This is a genomic window from Siphonobacter curvatus (assembly GCF_002943425.1).
GTDB lineage: Bacteria > Bacteroidota > Bacteroidia > Cytophagales > Spirosomataceae > Siphonobacter > Siphonobacter curvatus.
Genome location: NZ_PTRA01000001.1, coordinates 830,868 through 848,176 on the forward strand (window position 1 = coordinate 830,868; position 17,309 = coordinate 848,176).

The window sequence follows — 17,309 nt, forward strand, 5'->3', positions numbered from 1 at the left end:
AATTGTTAAATTTTAATGAATTAATGGTTAAGTTCGGGTCTACGTCATATTTAACGCTGACTCGCGATGAAAACATTTATCTATTTGGTTGCTTGCACGCTGCTGATCTCCGCCTGTACTACTAGTAAAGTACGAGTCGATACTACTTTGGACGAACAAGTTTCATTAGCCTATAATCGCACCTATTCTATCCTAAAAAGTTCTGATTTAAAGAATCTTGGGGAATATGAACAGAGAATTATTCTACAGGAAATTGAAAAGCAGATGAATGCCCGTGGTTATAAAGCCATGGAAGAAGGAGGGGATTTATCCGTACTGTTTTCCGTGTATACGGACCAGTTAAAACTGAAACAAAGCAATCCTGCTTACGCGAATCAAAAACTGAAGAAAGGTACGCTGCTGATTCATCTGGTGGATGAAACGCTCAACCGCTCCGTATGGATGGGATATGCTTCAGGCCTTTTTGAAAAAGAAAGCACGTTATCCGAACGCGAATTACGCACGGCTACCCGACGTATCATGGATCAGTATCCAGCTTTGGCCTACGGCTACGCTCCGGTGAAAATGATAGTGAAGCAGTAAGCAATCGTTAGCTATTTTAAGTGAAAGAGCCCCGATGGAGGATTAGTCCACGTCGGGGCTCTTTTTATGCGTATAAAAAACGAAATACAGTCCTAGCCTTAAAACAAAAATTCGCCGATCTCAGAGAGATCGGCGAATCCGTTATTGGTCTTTCTTCCCATTTGAAAACCATATCGTTTACGTCGCTGAATGTCATTCATTGACGATTGGTATCAATTTTGGTGAACCGCTGCGGCATTGTCCGTAACAATTCTTATGCAATGATACGAATAATATTGAAACATCTAAAGAAATAGTTGAATTTTTTTACGTAATTTTTTTTAAAAATAAAATCAGAAAATTTCTCAAGGTGCTCATGCTAGCTTTAATGGATACTTTTGAGGTATAGTCCAACCCCTATGCTGGCCACCTTATTTAGTACTTTGCTTCATTTTCAGGGACTTAGCCTCGTCTTGCCTGATTCCAATTACGTAGTCGTGCGGGAAATTCGGCTAGTGGGCAATCGGCGTACGAAAGACTTCATCATTCGTAGAGAGTTGGATTTCAGAGAGGGGGATACGCTCTCATTGGAAATGCTGCCGGAGCGATTGGAAAAAAACCGTCGGAAAGTCTTTAATACCAACTTGTTCGTAACGGCGGAAGCAAAAGTGAATCTGGAACCGCGGGTCGATTCAGTGCGGACGGCAACCATTGAGTTTGACTTGCGAGAGCAATGGTACATTCTGGGATTTCCCATTTTTCAGCTGGCCGACCGGAATTTTAATGAGTGGTGGACCGAGCGTAACCGTGATTTAAGCCGTACCATCTACGGAGTGAACCTGCGGCATTACAACTTTCGAGGCCGGGCTGAGCAGCTGAAAATTAATCTTGAGTTCGGATTTGCCCGCTATTTTGATTTCTCGTACCGTATTCCATACATTGACCGCAAGCAGAAGCTGGGCGTCACTTTTGGTATTTCCTACAACACCACCAAAAATCTGGCCTATCGCACTGATCGGGACAAACTGATTTATCTGCACAGCGAAGATTTACTGCGGGAGCGTTTCTATACCAATGTTATTTTTAGCCGTCGGAATCACTATTACGACTTTCAGAATCTAGAGATTCGCTACGCGACGCATACTGTTGCGGATACCGTAGTAGATCTAAATCCTAATTATTTTCTGCAGCAAAGAACCCGACAACGCTACTTCCTAGTCTCCTATGGCTATACGTACGATTTTCGGGATAAGGCTCAGTACCCTTTGCGGGGCTTCGTTTTTCGAGCAGTTGCCAATCGCTATGGGATACTGCCTAAGGATCAAATTAACCTGACCGACCTCACGCTTAGCTTTGCCCGGTATCGGCCTCTGGGTGGCAAATGGTACTTTGGGGCGGTTGCTGAAGGCAAGACTTCCTATCCGCAATTGCAGCCGTACTTACAAACGAGGGGATTGGGTTATTTAAACGATCTGGTTCGCGGTTACGAACTGTTTACGGTGGATGGACAGCATTATTTGTATTTAAAAAATACGCTGCGGTATCAGTTGCTGGAGCGAAAGATATTCCTGAAACCCCTGCGAAAAATTCGTCAGTTCAATATGCTGCCGATTGAAGTTTATCCCAATATCTTCCTCGATGGAGGACAGGCTTGGAATCAGTATCGCGGTTACTACAATAGCCGTTTCGCCAACCACTTTATGCTAGGCTACGGAGCGGGATTGGATATCGTAACGTGGTACAACGCCGTTTTTCGCTTCCATTATGCCTTTACCCGGGATGGGGTAGGGGGCTTTCGATTTAATGTGGCAAGAGAGTTTTAAACGAAAAAAGCCGGGTCTGAAGCCCGGCTTTTTGTTTGTACTGGAAGGTGCTTACTTATCCCACCAAACGGGAGTAGCATCCGTATCGGGACCCTGACGGGAAATGACCGCGTTGTAATTATCCGTGTTCAAATCACGCTCAGTTGTTGGATAACCCTGACGTAATGGAATTTGCTTGGTGTTATTAACGGCACCAGGAGCGGGTTTGAGGAAGTTGGGATAACCCGTTCTCCGCCATTCTGACCAAGCTTCGTAACCCTGCATATACAGAGCTACCCATTTTTGCGTACCAATCAGTTCAAGTGCTTTTGCATCCGAATACGCAACATTCGCGTTGGCGATGTAAGCGGTGTAGGCTGCTTCCGTATAAACACCCCATTGCTCCATCGAAGCTTTGATTGCAGCTTCATACAGGGCTTTGGCATCGCCCGTGATCCAGCCTAATTTCACGGCTTCAGCTTGACTAAATAGTACCTGTGAATACGTAAGAACGTTTGCCGGAGCCGTAATCACCGTACGTAACGAAGCATTCGGTAAGGATACGTCAGCTGGTTTTACGCCTGGGTTCGTCAGACCATAAGGCATGCCAACGTAATCTTGTTTGCTGACCGATTTATCCGCAAATGCAGGCAAACGGGGATCCGTAAGAGGCTTGAGGTAATTTACCAGCGGCTCACTTACCGCAAAATCCAGACGACCAGACGTTACAAAGCTAGCAAACCAGGGGTTCGGGTAGGTGTCCGTATAGTTGTACCGAACGTTGTCCGAATTAGACGCCAGGGGGCCATCCTGCATCGCGGCTACGAATTCGGTTTTACCTTTAGCTGCATCTACCTTTGACAAACGCAGAGCCAAGATCATACGCAGTGAAGCCGCAAACTTTTTCCAACGTGTGGCATTACCATTCAGGATGATATCTCCTTTTACTGCCGTTCCGCCGTCAAACTGAGCAGCGGCTTCTTTCAGTTCTTTGAACAAATCCGTGTAAATGTCCTTTTGGGCATCGAAAGTAGGCGTAAAATCCTGGTTACCTTTCAACGCTTCGGAGTAAGGAATGTCGCCGAAACGATCCGTTAACACCGAAAAGAAGTAGGCACGGATAATACGGGCAACGGCAATCTGGTTCGCGTTTGAGCCGTTTGGCGTTACTCCTGCTTTCGTCGCATCATCGGAATTTACCTTGATAATATAGTTTAGACTGACCAGCGGACCGGCGTAAAAACCATTATAACTGAAGGCAGTACCCTGATAACGTGAGTTTTGCGTATACGTAATTTCAGACCAGTGCTGAGCGTACAGAATGGGCTGAGCATCACTGGCAGTTACGGCAGCTCCAAAGTTAACTTCTGCTCCTGAAAGCAAAGCAGCGGTACTGGCAACCGAGGCCCGGTTCGGGTCTACGTTCATGTCGCCGAAATCACTACAGGAAGAAACAAGAGCCATTAAGCCTAACAGACCAATAATGGGTTTCTTGAATGCTATTTTTTTCATGCTTATGTTTTGGTCAAAAAGAGAAGGAGTAGCCCTGAACGGCACCTGCTTTTCAGGGCTCTCTTTACCTTTAAATGCTATGATTAAAGTCCAAATTTCACGTTGAAACCAACCGAACGAACGGGGATTTGCTGACCACCTTCGCCCCAGAACGTTTGCGTTTCAGAAGGATCGATACCGCCACCCACTTTGCTGTAAATCAGGAAAGGGTTACGAACCATGAATGCCACATAAGCCGTTTTGAAAGGCGTATTGCGAATCCAGGCTACGGGCAGGTTATAACCTAAGTTTACTTCCCGCAGTTTCACGTACGTTTTGTCGAAGATCCAGTTTTCGTTCAGATCGAACAGACGGCTTTCGTACAGAGTCTGAGCGTCGGCGTAAGTCGTGTTAGCTGAACCATCGGCGTATACGGAGTTCGGGAACAGTACACCACCACCATTCGCCGGATCATCCCGTTTCGGATTTCCTTTGTCGTTCAGACCAGCCGTTTCAGCACTTAAACCTGAACCTGCCGAGAACATACGGGTTGTGGAGTAAAACTTGCCACCCAGTAACCAGTCAATGTTGAAACGCAGCGTAACGCCTTTATAGTTGAACGTACTCAGGAAGCCCCCTTTCATTTTAGGTAATACGGTAGCTAAATCCTGACCCGCAGTTGAAAGCGGTAAGCCATTGGCGTCTACGATAATTTTTCCATTGTTAGGGTTATCAATTTTGTTACCATTACCATCAACTGCCTGATAACGTTGGAATTGACGACCTACGATGGTTCCCCAATCAGAGCCCGCACGAGCGATGAACCCTAAGCTAGTACCGCCGAAACGAGGTACACCGTTGAAAAGTGAGTTCTGAAGCAGGTCATACGTTTTCAAACCAGCGGCGAGTTCAACCACTTTTGATCGGCTACGATCTAAGTTAATGTCAAAATCCCAGGTAAAGTCTTTCGTTTTAACGGGTACGGCATTGATGTGCAATTCCATACCTTCGGAACGAATGTTACCGGCGTTAACCAGAGCCGTGTTGTATCCACTAGAACCCGGTACGGCCAGGGGCAGAATCTGGTTGGTATTATCCTGACGGTATACCGTGAATTCCAAACCAATCCGGTTGTTCAGGAATTTCAAGTCGATACCACCTTCGTAACCACTTGACAGACCTGGTTTCAGACTCTGGTTCGGTAATTGCGTAGGGATGGATTGCGTGGTGTTGCTACCATATTTTACGCCCGTGTTGAAAACGGTATAAATTTGATAGGGATCTAAGTCAGAACCCACCTGAGCAAATGAACCGCGGATTTTACCGTACGAGAGGATGCGTTTATTCTGCAGGAACTCCGAGAAAATCAAACCAGCCGTAACGGATGGGTAGAAGTACGAGTTGTTGTTTACGGGCAGCGTAGAAGACCAGTCGTTACGAGCCGTCGCTTCAATGAATAACAGATCGTTATAATCGAAACTTACAAAACCGTACACGCTTCGTACTTCTCTGCGGGCGTTGTAGTTCGTGAACGTTCCTGGTGTCGCCGAGTTAACAATGTTGTAGTAGTTCGGGATCGAAAGACCACCATTGGTGTTCATTGCTACGTAATCACGCGTATTCTTCCGAATGTTACCACCTGCATTGGCGTTCAGTGTAAACTTGCCAAACTTCTTGTTGTACGAAAGCAATGCTTCGTAGTTGTCTTCCCGACGGCTATCATTGGAGGTACCGTAGTAAGCCGTGTTTTTCGTATTAGAGGCTACCCGGCTATCGAAATAGCGATTGAGGAAGTCGCGACGAGCTACTACAGAAACACTCAAATCATCCGTAAACTTGTACGTCAGACCAAAATCACCAAAGAGACGTTCGTTTTTCTCATTGCTGATGTTTTGATAAACCTGCGTATACGGGTTATCCCAGTACAGTGGTGTCGTATTTTCTGGACCTGTAATGTTCCAGCTACGGTAGGTTCCATCGGGGTTTCTGTACGTACGCAGTTGCGTCATGTCCAGCTGACGCTGGAACCACTGGTTGAATGAACCAATAGTTTGGTTTTGTCCACCGTATCCATCCGAAGGACGGTTACGCGTTTTCTCCGTGGAGTAGTTAACGTTCAGGTTAGCCGTGAACTTAGGGGTAATGTTGACACCTAATTTACCAGAAAGGTAATCACGGTGCTGCTGGCTGTTCGGAATGGTACCTTTTACGTTGTAATTCGTGTAAGATACCCGAGCATTAAAGAGTTCACTCGACTTGCTGATGGCTACGTTGGTGTTGACCGTTGCACCCGTCTGGAAGAAACTGCGAACGTTATTAGGCTGTGGTGAGAAAGGAACTTCTTTACCAAAATCCGGATCAGAAGGAATCCAGGAATACCAGGGACGGTACAGCGAACCATCCATCCGGGGACCCCAGCTTTCATCAGCCGAGTAATCAATCGTTTTCTGTCCGTTAAAGGCAGCCCAGCTGGCGGGGTGAATCGCAGGATTGTATTCGAACGTACCGAATTCCTGAGAATAACCACCACCGTACTCGTTTTGATACTTAGGCAATAAAGAAACGTTATCGAAGGTCGTACTGTGGTTTACATCAATACCCAAACCTTGCTGATTCTTACCCTTTTTCGTCGTAATAACCACCACCCCGGCAGAAGCCCGGTTTCCGTACAGAGCGGAAGCTGCGGGGCCTTTCAGTACGTTCAGTGACTCTACGTCGTCCATGTTGACGAAGTTCACATCCGTAACCGTACCGTCCACTACGTATAAAGGATCGCCACCCGTTAGTGAGTTCACGCCACGAATCCGGATGCTAGGTGTACCGAATTTAGCACCTGATTGGCTAAATACTTGTACCCCAGCTACTTTACCCGCTAAGGCGTCCGCTACGTTGTTGTTCCGGGCAATGGCCAAGTTGGCTCCCTTTACTTCCTGTACGGCGGAGTTAATGGCCTTCTTTTCGCGACCAATGTTCAAAGCCGTAACGACTACTTCCTGAAGATCGTCATTGGTGACTTGCAGTACTACGTTTACTTCCGTACGATTATCAACGCCCACTTCTTGTCTAACAAAACCGATAGACGTGAAAACTAACGTAGCATTAGCTCCTACGTTCAGTTTGTACTCTCCATTAGCGTTCGTGGAAATACCCCGGTTAGTGCCTTTAAGCGTTACGTTGACTCCGGGAATGGGAGAACCGTCATCACTGGAGGTGACCTTACCAATCACCACACGATCCTGTCCGTACGCATGCATAACAAGCGTACTGAGCAACATAACTGTTGCCAGTAGAATTTTTCTCATTTGTTTTGGTTAAGGAGTTAGGGATTTATGTTAAATCCTGTCTACAAACATAATATAATATTTGCATTCTTTCAAAACGTAAAATTTATTGTAAGGTCAAGGTTTGAAGTATTTTTAAAATAATCCCCTGTTTTTTGTGAAGATTACAAAACAAAAGAGTCCTCTTTAGTAATATGTACAAAAAAAATAGAATAAACGGTTTTGAAATTTTCTGTGGTCTTCCAAAAGCTTAAATAGGATAATTTCAGTATTTGACTTTTATACAAGATAAAATGAAGGTATACGTCAGATAGTGAACACCTTAGACTGCAAGCCTGCATACATCTATTAACCCACAGTAACGAGAAAGAGCCAAGGCCGGATGAGGATTTCATCTGGCCTTGGCTCTTTCTGGAAATAAAAACCTTTAAGCGATAATAAACACCACCAAACTCCGGGCCCCGTGTGCCCCTACCACCAGCGACTGCTCAATGTCAGCGGTTTTGGACGGACCAGCGATAAAGGTGCCAAAACCCGTCTCATCGACCTGAATCCGTCGGTAGGCTTCGTGCATATTAGGAACAATCGTTTCAGCCCGAATGATCAGTACTAAATGCTGCGTAATAAAGGGCAAGGCCCGATGCCGCATTTCCTGTTCCGTTACCCAGATAGCTCCATTTTCGGCCACACCGTATCGCCCTGGGATCACGGCAAGTTCAATAGCTTCCAGTTCGTGGGGATCGCTTACCTCAAGATCTGCGTTGCCCAGGTCAGCTAACTCGGGTAACGTTATAGCTATACGAGTCAAATCTGGGTAAATCTCTTTTAAACGTTCAGCAACCCTGGCCAGATCCGGTACTACTTCCACGGTGCCGCCAATCATTTGCAGCGTTTGCTGATACTGAGCCAGCACATCCGGATAATTCGATTCGAAGGTATACACGGATGGTAGCGGCAATAAATCGGGTTTATTCGCCCGAATGGCCTGTAATATGGTTTCTCGACTCGAGGACATGGCTAACAATGTTTTATTTACGATTCTTCTCCCACCACTGCCGGAAACTGTCTTTAGGAGCATCGGGCAATTCGCGGTGAATACTCCAGGCATTCAGCGGATTGTTGGCCGCCCAGGGAGCAATCCGTAAGGCCGTACGAGCCGCGTTGAAACTCAGTTTAAATAAGGTAGGAGAGGCCAGTACCTTCGAAGCCAGTTGTAAGCTGGTTTTTTTGATGCCGCCCACGTAGCCTTCCTGAGCCAGTACCTGCCGCCATTTATAAAGCTGGTCATGAATATCGATTTTCACCGGACACACATTCGAACAACTGCCGCAGAGGGTACTGGCGAAAGGCAGATCCGCATTTTTCCGCATATCCAGATTCGGAGCCAGGATTGAGCCAATCGGTCCTGCCACGGCGTTGTGATAACTATGACCGCCACTTCGCCGGTATACGGGGCAGGTGTTCATGCACGCTCCACAGCGAATGCACTTGAGGGAATTCCGGAAATCGGGTCGGCCTAACTGCGTAGTACGGCCATTATCAACAATGACAATGTGCATCTCCTGACCGGGCCGGGGCCGGTGAAAGTGACTGGAATAGGCCGTTACGGGTTGTCCGGTTGCACTACGGGTCAGTAAGCGGAGAAACACGCCCAAATGATCAGCTCGCGGAATGATTTTCTCGAAGCCCATACTGGCAATGTGAATCTCGGCCAGGTGAGCCCCCATGTCTGCATTACCTTCATTGGTACAGACCACAAAACCACCCGTTTCGGCAATGGCGAAGTTGACGCCCGTCAGGGCTGCCCGTCGGGTCAAAAAGGTTTCGCGGAGGTGTTGCCGGGCTGCTTCCGTGAGGTACTGCGGATCGGTTGCTCCTTTTTCCGTACCCAGGTGCTCGTGGAAGGTATCTCCCACGTCCGATTTCTTCAGGTGGATGGCCGGGAGTACAATATGGCTAGGCGGTTCTTGCCGAAGCTGTACAATGCGTTCACCCAAATCCGTATCGATCACTTCAATACCCTTGCTCCGGAGAAAGTCGTTGAGGTGACATTCTTCGGTGAGCATGGACTTGGATTTAATCATCCGGTCAATGCCCTTTTTATGGAGTAGCGACCAAACAATCTCATTATGTTCCTGAGCATTCGCGGCCCAATGTACCGTGATACCGTTTTCCTGAGCCTTACGTTCAAAGTTTTCCAGCAGGGTATCCAGGTTCGATAAAACGTGGTGCTTGATTTGCGACGCTGCTTCCCGTAAAGCTTCCCATTCGGGTAATTGCATGGCCGCCCGGTCGCGTTTCTGGCGTACCCACCACAGGGTTTCGTCGTGCCAGTCTACCCGGGGCTCGTCTCTATTGAATACTTCCGAGGCGGCAGCGTGATCAAGTGTATGCGGACTCATGGCGTTGATGTTAGATTACTGGAAGAAGAAGATCTTCTTCGTTTCATACTATTATATACTTAAACTAAAAACAGTTTAAGCATTCCAATGAAGCTTTCTTTTTCAGTACATCCAGTTGTAGGAATTTAATTTTTCCCAGAATGTAAAGCAAGGGCTTGATTTCTTGTTCCTAAGAACAGATGGGGCTTAAACCATTAGAAAAATACGTATAAAGCGTATTTAGTAAAATTTATGAAGCTCAAAAATCCATTATACAAAGCTTTTTTAAAGTTTTCTTCTGATAATCATTAGAACTTTTCTAAGTCGAACCTTTTAGTGCGAAGCTTTTTTTACTCAACTACTCCAAAAAACGGTAAAAAAACCATTGGACTTTTTAAACAACTTTCGGCACTAAAAATAGAAATGTTGTATTATTCTAAGTTTATGGTGGCACCGTAAGAGGAACTTTTCGGATTTAACATTTAGGTAATTGACTCATAATCAAACTATGTGCACCTTTGTATCACCCAAACGGCAAAACACAATCAAAAAGCTGTTTGCACTTGTTTTGTATTTTTCCCATTTGAAAAACATATCATCCCATGAAAAAGTCCATCAACTTCATCCTTGCAGCCTTCGTGGCTTTTAGTAGTGTAGCTTTCAACGCCACTGCTACCGTAAATTCTGATCCTGCGAAAGAAACGGTAAAAGCAAATCCGTACAACGCACAACTGGCTCAGGATTCTCAACTGCGTTTCCAATTGACGTTCCAAAATCCTGATAAAAAGAAATTGACGATTGCTATCAAGGATAAGGAAAACACGACGCTGTTCACTGAAACGACTACTAACGAAAACTACCTGCGTCTGTTCGATCTTTCGACCTTAGGCGATGGTAAATACACGTTCGAAGTATTGGGTGGCAAAAATCGCTACACGCAATCATTCGAAATCGCTACGCAAACGAACCGTACGGTTTTAGCTCGTAACTAATTAGAATCCCCCATTTTTTGCAGCGTCCCGTAAGCCATGGCTTACGGGACGCCTTTTTTTATTCCTGGGCGTTCAGAATTTCGGCGATGTGTACAATCCGAACCGGACTTTTCTGGCGTTTCAGAATACCCTCCAGGTGCATCAGGCACGACATGTCGCCCGCCGTAATGTATTCAGCTCCGTGGCGTTGGTGATCGGCCACGCGATCTTTCCCCATTTTCGAGGAAATCGATTCTTCACTGACGGCGAACGTACCGCCAAAACCACAGCACTCGTCCTTACGGTCCAGCTCAACCAGTTGCAGGTCTTTTACCATGCCGAGCAGTTTGCCGGGTTTGGAAAAAGCCGGGCAGTTCAATTCGCTCATCTGCGAGGTTTTCAGTCCCCGCTGGCCGTGGCAGCTTTGGTGCACGCCCACCTTATGCGGAAAGCGGGCTTCCAGTTTTTCGACCTTCAGTATGTCCGTCAAAAATTCCGTGAGTTCGTACACCCGATGCCGGATTGTATCCGCCAGCGACTGATTTTCAGGATAGTGTAAATGCTCCTTCACGTGCAGTACGCAGGAACCGGAAGGAGCTACGATGTAATCGTACCCCGTAAAATTGCGTACGAAATTGGCGTCGCAACCGCCGTTGAGGTGGGCAAAGCCCGAGTTGGCCATGGGCTGCCCGCAACAGGTCTGATTACGGGGAAAATCTACTTCACAACCAAATTTCTCGAGTAATTCCAGGGTAGCAACGGCTACCTTCGGATAAAATTGATCGACGTAGCAGGGAACAAAAAGAGCAACTTTCATCAGCTTTGAGCTTGTCGCTATTGGCTGTGTACTCGGGTTTCTGCTTTCGGATCAGCGAAAAGCGGACGGCCAATAACGATTTATAATTCCGTACAAACTGTTTTCTTCAACGTAAATAAACTCCCATCAAAGGGCTTTTCCTTATTCCAGGCGTCCTCGATGACCAGAGCCGCTCCCAGAGCCGAAGCCTGGGCAATTTCCGAAGCCAGTACTTCACATTCCGGAAAAGCCTGAGCCAGCAGATTCAGGTAAATTTCATTCCGGCTGAAACCACCGTCCACAAAAATTCGCCGGATGGCCGTGTTACCTTTGGCTAACTTGACCGAAGCGATTTGCTGGGCCATCAAATCCATAATCAACTGATGGTATGCTTCTTCGTAACTACTGAATTCATTCAGGTTTCGTTCCGAAAAAGTGGAATCTTCCAGCGAACCCAGCCGTACCGAATCGGACGAAGCCTGGGTGAAGCGACTGCGTAAGGACAAAAGAATCGCTTCGTCGTATGATACTCGCTGATACTGCGAAAGATCCGTTTGAAAATAATCCGCGAGGTGTTTAACGGCCCGTTCGTGCTCATTTCCGGCAAACAGGCGGGAAGCTTTGACCGGATCGCCCCGGAAGGTCAGGTAACTGAGGCAGTCCTGACGTAACTCGCTGATCGTTAGGGGTTCATCGCTGAACGGATTCATGGTAATACACCAGGTGCCCGTTGAAATCAGCAGAAAAGGCTCTTGCCCAAAAGCCCGCAGGTACGGTACCAGAGCCGCCGAACTGTCGTGAATACCCACGCCCACCTGCATATCGTCTTTTTCTACGGCGGGGGAGGTCACAAAGGAAGGCAGTACCATCTGCCCCAGCGAATGAAATCCTTCTTCGAATACCCAGCGGTGGTACTTGCGTTGCGTAAAATCCCAAAGCCCCGTATGGCAACCGACGCTGGTAATTTCAGAAACCGGACGCTTGGTAAAAAGATAGCTGGCGTACTGAGGCAGGTGCAGCGAGTGCTCAATTTGCCAGTACAACTCGGATTTCTCGTACTTGAGCCAGTACAACTGCATCCCTGAATTCAGCATACCCAAAACGGGCGAAGCCGTACGGGCCGACCATTCCAGTCCCGGACCGTAATGATCGTTAAAGCGTTGCTGAAGTTCCAGTGGGAACGTTTTTAGGTAATTATAGAGGGGCGTGATAGGTTTTCCATCGGCGTTAATATGAACGAAACTCGCCCCGTACGCGGAAAAATTCAGAGCCCGTACGTCAAATCGGCCTTCGTTCAAGACTTCCGCTAGACTGTCGATCAGCCAATTGCTCAATAACTGTAAATCATCCCCGTGGAATCCGTCATCGTCCGGAATTTCTTCGAAAGGTGTCTGCTTCTGGTACACGATCTGGTAGTCCTGATCAAAGAGAAGCAGTTTCTTATTGGTTTTCCCAATATCAAAAATGGCGACGCAGGGGATAGACATGGGGCGTACAGAATGAATTAATGAATGGGTGGATTAAAAAAAACGTCAGGTACAGGGAAGGCCTGTACCTGACGTAGCTATTAGAGACCAGTAGCCACGGCTTTCAGACCACGGGCTTCGATCAGTTTGTTGCGAAGGGATAACTCACGATACAGGCCGACTGGATTCAGAGCGGCATCGGCCCGCAAACGGGCTTCGGCCAGCAAGGGCCGTAAATCCGTACGGAAGGCATTCTGTAACAACTCCTGAGCGGCGGCTACATCATTATTAGTACGGGCTTCTTCCAGAGCCAAGCGATCCACGAGCAGTGCCTGAGCGTAGGCGAGCTTGATAGCTTCTACCGATTGCAGCAAATCTTCCAGCGGGTCTTTGACGTTGTGTGACGCATCAATCATCCAGCCCAGGTCCGAGGCGTGATTCATACCCCGAGTATCCATGCCATCAACTAGTTCGTTGAAAATCAAGAATAACTGATACGGTTTGATGCTGCCGGCCGTCAGATCGTCGTCGCCGTATTTCGAATCGTTGAAGTGGAAACCACCCAGCTTTTCTTCCATCAGCAATAGCGATACAATTTGCTCGATGTTGGCATTGGGCAGGTGGTGACCCAGATCGACCAGCGTGTAGGCTTTGGGTCCTAACTTGCTGGCGTACAGGAACGACTGTCCCCAATCACCCACCGTAGTTGAGTAGAAGTTGGGTTCGAAGGCTTTGTATTCGACGAAAATCTTCCAGTCGGCGGGAAGAGCCGCGTAGATTTCCTGCAAACCTTCTAAGGTACGCTGGAAGGCCTTGCGGAAGTTCAGTTGTCCGGGGAAGCTCGAACCATCGGATAACCAGACCGTCAGGGATTTGGAACCCAGAGCTTCGCCGTAACGAATCACGTCGATGTTATGATTGATAGCTTGTGTGCGAACAGCAGCATCGGTATGTTGCAGCGAACCAAACTTGTAGCTCAGTTCCTGATTCGGCTGATCCTGAAACGTATTCGAGTTCATGGCATCGAATACGAGTCCGTAGCTGGCCGCCAGTTGTTTGATGGCCTCGCCGTCGGTCGGAATATCCCAGGGAATATGCAGGGAGATGGCTCCGCTCGAACGGTTCAGAGCGTGTAGCAGGCCTACATCAGCAATTTTTTCTTCGAGATTCCGGGGTTCTCCACCACCCGCAAAGCGACCAAAGCGGGTACCACCCGTACCCAAAGCCCAGCTGGGGATGGCAATCTGAAAATCAATGAGTTTACCAAGGATACGCTCGGTTGTTTCGGAGCCCAGTTCTTCGGCTAAAAACTCAAACTTCCGGCGATGAGCAACTTCATGCTGCTGGTTATATTGGGCTATTTGATAGGATTCGAGAGGCATATGTTGGTTAGTGTTAGCGTGTTGAGTTTTGGGTTTAGGGTTTTGAGTTTTATCACATCAGAAATAGGGATAGTTAGATTCACTCATTCATTCAAAATGGACGATAACCGCAGCGGCGGCCACTCAAAACCCTAAACTCAAAACACCAAACTCATTTCAGGTAAAAAACTTCCGGTAAAGCGACCTGTACGGGTGACTGATCAGGATTGGTTTCCATGAGATCAGCCATGTACGCCCACCACTTCTGCATGACGGGATTTTCGGGTAACTTCCCTGTAACGCTCAGATCATCGACTTCCTGTACCCCGAAAAGCGTATTCGTGCTTTCGTCCAGAAAAATTGAATAGTTATGAATGCCGCTGGACTGGAGTAATTCCACCAGTTCCGGCCAGATTTCGTCGTGTCTCCGGCGGTATTCGTCCACGTTTCCCGGAAACAGCTGCATTTTAAAAGCAACGCGAGGCATACAAAGGTTTTGAGTTATAAGTTTGAAGTTTAGAGTTTTGAGTTCGCGTACCCTCTTTCATGCGAGCATTTAACTCAAAACCCTAAACACCAAACGCTTAGCGGTAAAAGCCCATTGCAACCCCACCATCTACATTCAGAGCGTTTCCGGTGGACTTATTGAGAAGTCCGCCTACGAACGCGAAGCAGGCATTGGCGATGTCTTCCGGTAAAATGATTTCGTTCAACAAGGTCCGCTTGGCGTAGAAGGCGGGCAGCTCTTCCACCGTGATACCGTACGCTTTAGCCCGACCTTCGGCCCAGGCACCCGCCCAGATCTTCGAATCGGCAATGACAGCGTCAGGGTTAATGGTGTTGACCCGGATCCGTTCGGGACCCACTTCCGCCGCCAGCAAACGTGTACCGTGGGCCTGAGCCGCTTTCGCGGAGCCATACCCCAGGTTGTTGGGTCCACTCACGACAGCATTTTTCGAAGCAATATTGAGGATGTCACCCCCCAGAGCCTGCTTCCGCATGACAGCCACGGCGGCTTGCGATACCAGGAACTGACCTTTGACGAGAATATCGAAGAGTAAATCCCAGTCCTTCTCCGTATGATCTTCGATGGATTTGGAAATGGAAATACCGGCGTTGTTCACGACAATATCCACGCCACCGAAAGCCAGCGAGCAGGCATCGAAGGCCTTGGCAATGGATTCCACCGAGGTAACATCGAGCAACTCGGAAGCGGAAGAATCTTTCCCGTAGCTTTTCAGGAATTCTTCCTTGGCTCCGGCCAGGCGGTCGGCGTCGTTATCATTCAAGAAGACGACGGCACCTTCAGCCTGTAATTTCTTGGCGATGGCTTTACCAATACCTCCCGCGGAACCCGTAATCAGGGCAATCTTGCCCGAAAGCGGCTTGGGCTTAGGCATGCGTTGCAGCTTGGCTTCTTCCAGCAACCAGTATTCAATGTCAAAAGCTTCCTGACGGGGTAGGGACGTATATTCCGAAATAGCCTCGGCACCCCGCATCACGTTGATGGCGTTGACGTAAAATTCTGATGCTACGCGAGCGGTTTGTTTGTCTTTGGCAAATGTAAACTGACCCACGCCCGGCCACAGAATCACCACCGGATTGGGGTCACGCATGGCGGGACTGTTGCTGCGTTTGCAGCTTTCGTAGTACTCGGTGTACATGGCCCGGTACGCTTCGAAGGCCGGAGCCAGTTTTTCCTTCAGAGCTTTGGTATCCGAAAGATCCGCGTCGGCGGGCAGGTCAAGTACCAGCGGCTGGATTTTCGTACGCAGGAAGTGGTCGGGACAGGAGGTGCCCAGCGGAGCCAACTTGTCCAAATCATTAGAATTGATGAATTGGAGTACGCGTTCATCATCCGTAAAATGACCGATCATGCGTACATAGCTGGAGCAGAAACCCCGCAGTACGGGAGCCAGTTTAGCCGCCTGCTCTTTACGGTTTTCAACGGTTTGCACTTTCTGACCACCGAATACAGGGCCTTTTTTGCCGTAGTTTTCTTCCAGATATTCCGCACAACGTTCAATCACTTCGAGCGTGTTGATATAGCTTTCATAGGCTGTATCACCCCAGGTGAATAAGCCATGGCTACCCAGGAAAATGCCGCGAATGCCCGGATTTTCGGCCAGACAGCGTTCCAGTTGCAGGCCCAGATCGAAGCCGGGACGCTGCCAGGGGACCCAGCCGAGCGTACCGCCAAACAGGTCTTTCACGATTTGCTCGCCGTCTTTCGCCGCCGCAATGGCAATGGCCGCATCGGGGTGTAGGTGATCGACGTGATTGAAGGGCAAAAAGGCGTGTAAGGGAGTATCGATGGAAGGAGCTTTCGAGTCCAGATCGTAGATACAGTGGTTAAACAAATCCACCATCTCATCTTCAAATTCGAGGCCCCGGTACCGGTTTTTCAAGGCGTGCAGACGATCCAGATACAAAGCCGCCAGTCCCGATTTCTTCAGCGTACCTAAGTCACCACCGGAGCCTTTTACCCACATCACGCGGGTATCTTCGCCCGTCAGCGGATCGGGAGAAGTCACTTTGCAGGACGTGTTGCCACCTCCGTAATTGGTCAGGCGAAGGTCGGCACCTAACAGATTGGAACGGTAAATCAGGAGAGCGACTTCATCGCCAGCCAGTTCGGCGGCTTTCGCATCATCCCATAAATAACTTACGTGCTTGAAAGAGGTAGTCTCGGTCATAATTGTATACAAAAAATGATATAGGCCTTAGTTAGCGGTACAAATGAACCAAAGGAAAAAGAATGAGCTGTCATGGTCTGTTAGGGTGAACCATCCTGCTCTGTATGGCTATTCGGTCGAAGAAGTTCGTAGCCAGAAGGTTAAAAAGAGGCTGTTTGAGTGGGTATCAGGTTTGAGGAGTGGTTTAAGGTTTCAGTAGCATCAAGTCCGAATCCTTTGAAAACCCCAACGGGGTTGAATTGAATTAATTCGGGGTTACAACCCCGGGCTTCCCAGTAGCAGAGCCAAGCAAAACATCCCGGAAAGATTACGTACGTTAATCCAATGAATCATAAGCTTACCGATTAAGAATGAATAACGTATGGATTCGTTCCATGCATAAAAACCGATCCACGCGAATACGTAAAACTGCTTTTTATACGATCACTTCAACGAACACGACTCGAAATTTTCAAGGAGTGTCCGTTGAAGTAACGAATCTTACCCTCGTTCGGATTGGTAGT

12 protein-coding genes are annotated in these 17,309 nt (G+C 47.9%); 3 read left to right on the forward strand and 9 right to left on the reverse strand.

Going from position 1 to position 17,309, the window contains the following annotated elements; genetic code table 11:
• The first annotated feature begins 66 nt into the window (after window positions 1-66).
• Together C5O19_RS03355 and C5O19_RS03360 are read left to right on the forward strand one after the other, a co-directional pair.
• Window positions 67-582 carry a DUF4136 domain-containing protein gene (locus tag C5O19_RS03355; RefSeq protein ID WP_104709904.1) on the forward strand — a complete coding sequence of 172 codons (516 nt, stop codon included), beginning with the start codon at window positions 67-69 and terminating at the stop codon, window positions 580-582.
• Between the two features lie 398 nt (window positions 583-980).
• Window positions 981-2,384: a BamA/TamA family outer membrane protein gene (locus C5O19_RS03360; RefSeq protein WP_104709905.1), complete on the forward strand. Its 1,404-nt coding sequence runs from the start codon at window positions 981-983 to the stop codon at window positions 2,382-2,384.
• Between the two features lie 51 nt (window positions 2,385-2,435).
• Here C5O19_RS03360 and C5O19_RS03365 read toward each other — a convergent pair whose 3' ends face one another.
• The 4 genes from C5O19_RS03365 to C5O19_RS03380 all read right to left on the reverse strand — a co-directional run bounded on the left by C5O19_RS03365 (window position 2,436) and on the right by C5O19_RS03380 (window position 9,537).
• Window positions 2,436-3,875 (reverse strand): SusD/RagB family nutrient-binding outer membrane lipoprotein, encoded by a 1,440-nt coding sequence (locus tag C5O19_RS03365; RefSeq protein WP_104709906.1) that lies wholly within the window; start codon window positions 3,873-3,875, stop codon window positions 2,436-2,438.
• An 83-nt stretch (window positions 3,876-3,958) separates the two neighbouring features.
• On the reverse strand, window positions 3,959-7,156 hold the full coding sequence (locus C5O19_RS03370; protein ID WP_104709907.1) for a SusC/RagA family TonB-linked outer membrane protein: 3,198 nt from the start codon (window positions 7,154-7,156) through the stop codon (window positions 3,959-3,961).
• A gap of 406 nt (window positions 7,157-7,562) precedes the next feature.
• The gene (locus C5O19_RS03375) at window positions 7,563-8,150 is read right to left on the reverse strand and encodes a LutC/YkgG family protein (RefSeq protein WP_104709908.1); all 588 of its coding nucleotides are present in this window, start codon (window positions 8,148-8,150) and stop codon (window positions 7,563-7,565) included.
• 13 nt (window positions 8,151-8,163) lie between these two features.
• Window positions 8,164-9,537 (reverse strand): lactate utilization protein B, encoded by a 1,374-nt coding sequence (locus tag C5O19_RS03380; protein ID WP_094811786.1) that lies wholly within the window; start codon window positions 9,535-9,537, stop codon window positions 8,164-8,166.
• 581 nt (window positions 9,538-10,118) lie between these two features.
• Here C5O19_RS03380 and C5O19_RS03385 point away from each other — a divergent pair.
• Entirely contained in the window at window positions 10,119-10,508 is a 390-nt protein-coding gene (locus C5O19_RS03385; RefSeq protein WP_094811788.1) for a hypothetical protein, read from the forward strand.
• 58 nt (window positions 10,509-10,566) lie between these two features.
• On the opposite strand, the gene C5O19_RS03390 is transcribed toward C5O19_RS03385, so the two are convergent.
• From C5O19_RS03390 to C5O19_RS03410, 5 genes are all read right to left on the reverse strand, one after another.
• On the reverse strand, window positions 10,567-11,304 hold the full coding sequence (locus C5O19_RS03390; protein WP_104709909.1) for a (Fe-S)-binding protein: 738 nt from the start codon (window positions 11,302-11,304) through the stop codon (window positions 10,567-10,569).
• A gap of 80 nt (window positions 11,305-11,384) precedes the next feature.
• Window positions 11,385-12,770: an FGGY-family carbohydrate kinase gene (locus C5O19_RS03395; RefSeq protein WP_104709910.1), complete on the reverse strand. Its 1,386-nt coding sequence runs from the start codon at window positions 12,768-12,770 to the stop codon at window positions 11,385-11,387.
• Between the two features lie 80 nt (window positions 12,771-12,850).
• Window positions 12,851-14,131: a TIM barrel protein gene (locus tag C5O19_RS03400; protein ID WP_104709911.1), complete on the reverse strand. Its 1,281-nt coding sequence runs from the start codon at window positions 14,129-14,131 to the stop codon at window positions 12,851-12,853.
• A gap of 151 nt (window positions 14,132-14,282) precedes the next feature.
• On the reverse strand, window positions 14,283-14,597 hold the full coding sequence (rhaM, locus tag C5O19_RS03405; RefSeq protein WP_094811795.1) for an L-rhamnose mutarotase: 315 nt from the start codon (window positions 14,595-14,597) through the stop codon (window positions 14,283-14,285).
• Between the two features lie 97 nt (window positions 14,598-14,694).
• The gene (locus C5O19_RS03410; protein WP_104709912.1) at window positions 14,695-16,806 is read right to left on the reverse strand and encodes a bifunctional aldolase/short-chain dehydrogenase; all 2,112 of its coding nucleotides are present in this window, start codon (window positions 16,804-16,806) and stop codon (window positions 14,695-14,697) included.
• Window positions 16,807-17,309: the final 503 nt, after the last annotated feature.

What these genes read in the sequence shown, in the direction of transcription:
- C5O19_RS03400 (WP_104709911.1), bottom strand. Translation starts at nt 14,131, where the DNA reads ATGCCTCTCGAATCCTATCAAATAGCCCAATATAACCAGCAGCATGAA.
- C5O19_RS03380 (WP_094811786.1), bottom strand. Translation starts at nt 9,537, where the DNA reads ATGAGTCCGCATACACTTGATCACGCTGCCGCCTCGGAAGTATTCAAT.
- C5O19_RS03390 (WP_104709909.1), bottom strand. Translation starts at nt 11,304, where the DNA reads ATGAAAGTTGCTCTTTTTGTTCCCTGCTACGTCGATCAATTTTATCCG.
- C5O19_RS03365 (WP_104709906.1), bottom strand. Translation starts at nt 3,875, where the DNA reads ATGAAAAAAATAGCATTCAAGAAACCCATTATTGGTCTGTTAGGCTTA.
- C5O19_RS03375 (WP_104709908.1), bottom strand. Translation starts at nt 8,150, where the DNA reads ATGTCCTCGAGTCGAGAAACCATATTACAGGCCATTCGGGCGAATAAA.
- C5O19_RS03410 (WP_104709912.1), bottom strand. Translation starts at nt 16,806, where the DNA reads ATGACCGAGACTACCTCTTTCAAGCACGTAAGTTATTTATGGGATGAT.
- C5O19_RS03385 (WP_094811788.1), top strand. Translation starts at nt 10,119, where the DNA reads ATGAAAAAGTCCATCAACTTCATCCTTGCAGCCTTCGTGGCTTTTAGT.
- C5O19_RS03355 (WP_104709904.1), top strand. Translation starts at nt 67, where the DNA reads ATGAAAACATTTATCTATTTGGTTGCTTGCACGCTGCTGATCTCCGCC.
- C5O19_RS03395 (WP_104709910.1), bottom strand. Translation starts at nt 12,770, where the DNA reads ATGTCTATCCCCTGCGTCGCCATTTTTGATATTGGGAAAACCAATAAG.
- rhaM (WP_094811795.1), bottom strand. Translation starts at nt 14,597, where the DNA reads ATGCCTCGCGTTGCTTTTAAAATGCAGCTGTTTCCGGGAAACGTGGAC.
- C5O19_RS03360 (WP_104709905.1), top strand. Translation starts at nt 981, where the DNA reads ATGCTGGCCACCTTATTTAGTACTTTGCTTCATTTTCAGGGACTTAGC.
- C5O19_RS03370 (WP_104709907.1), bottom strand. Translation starts at nt 7,156, where the DNA reads ATGAGAAAAATTCTACTGGCAACAGTTATGTTGCTCAGTACGCTTGTT.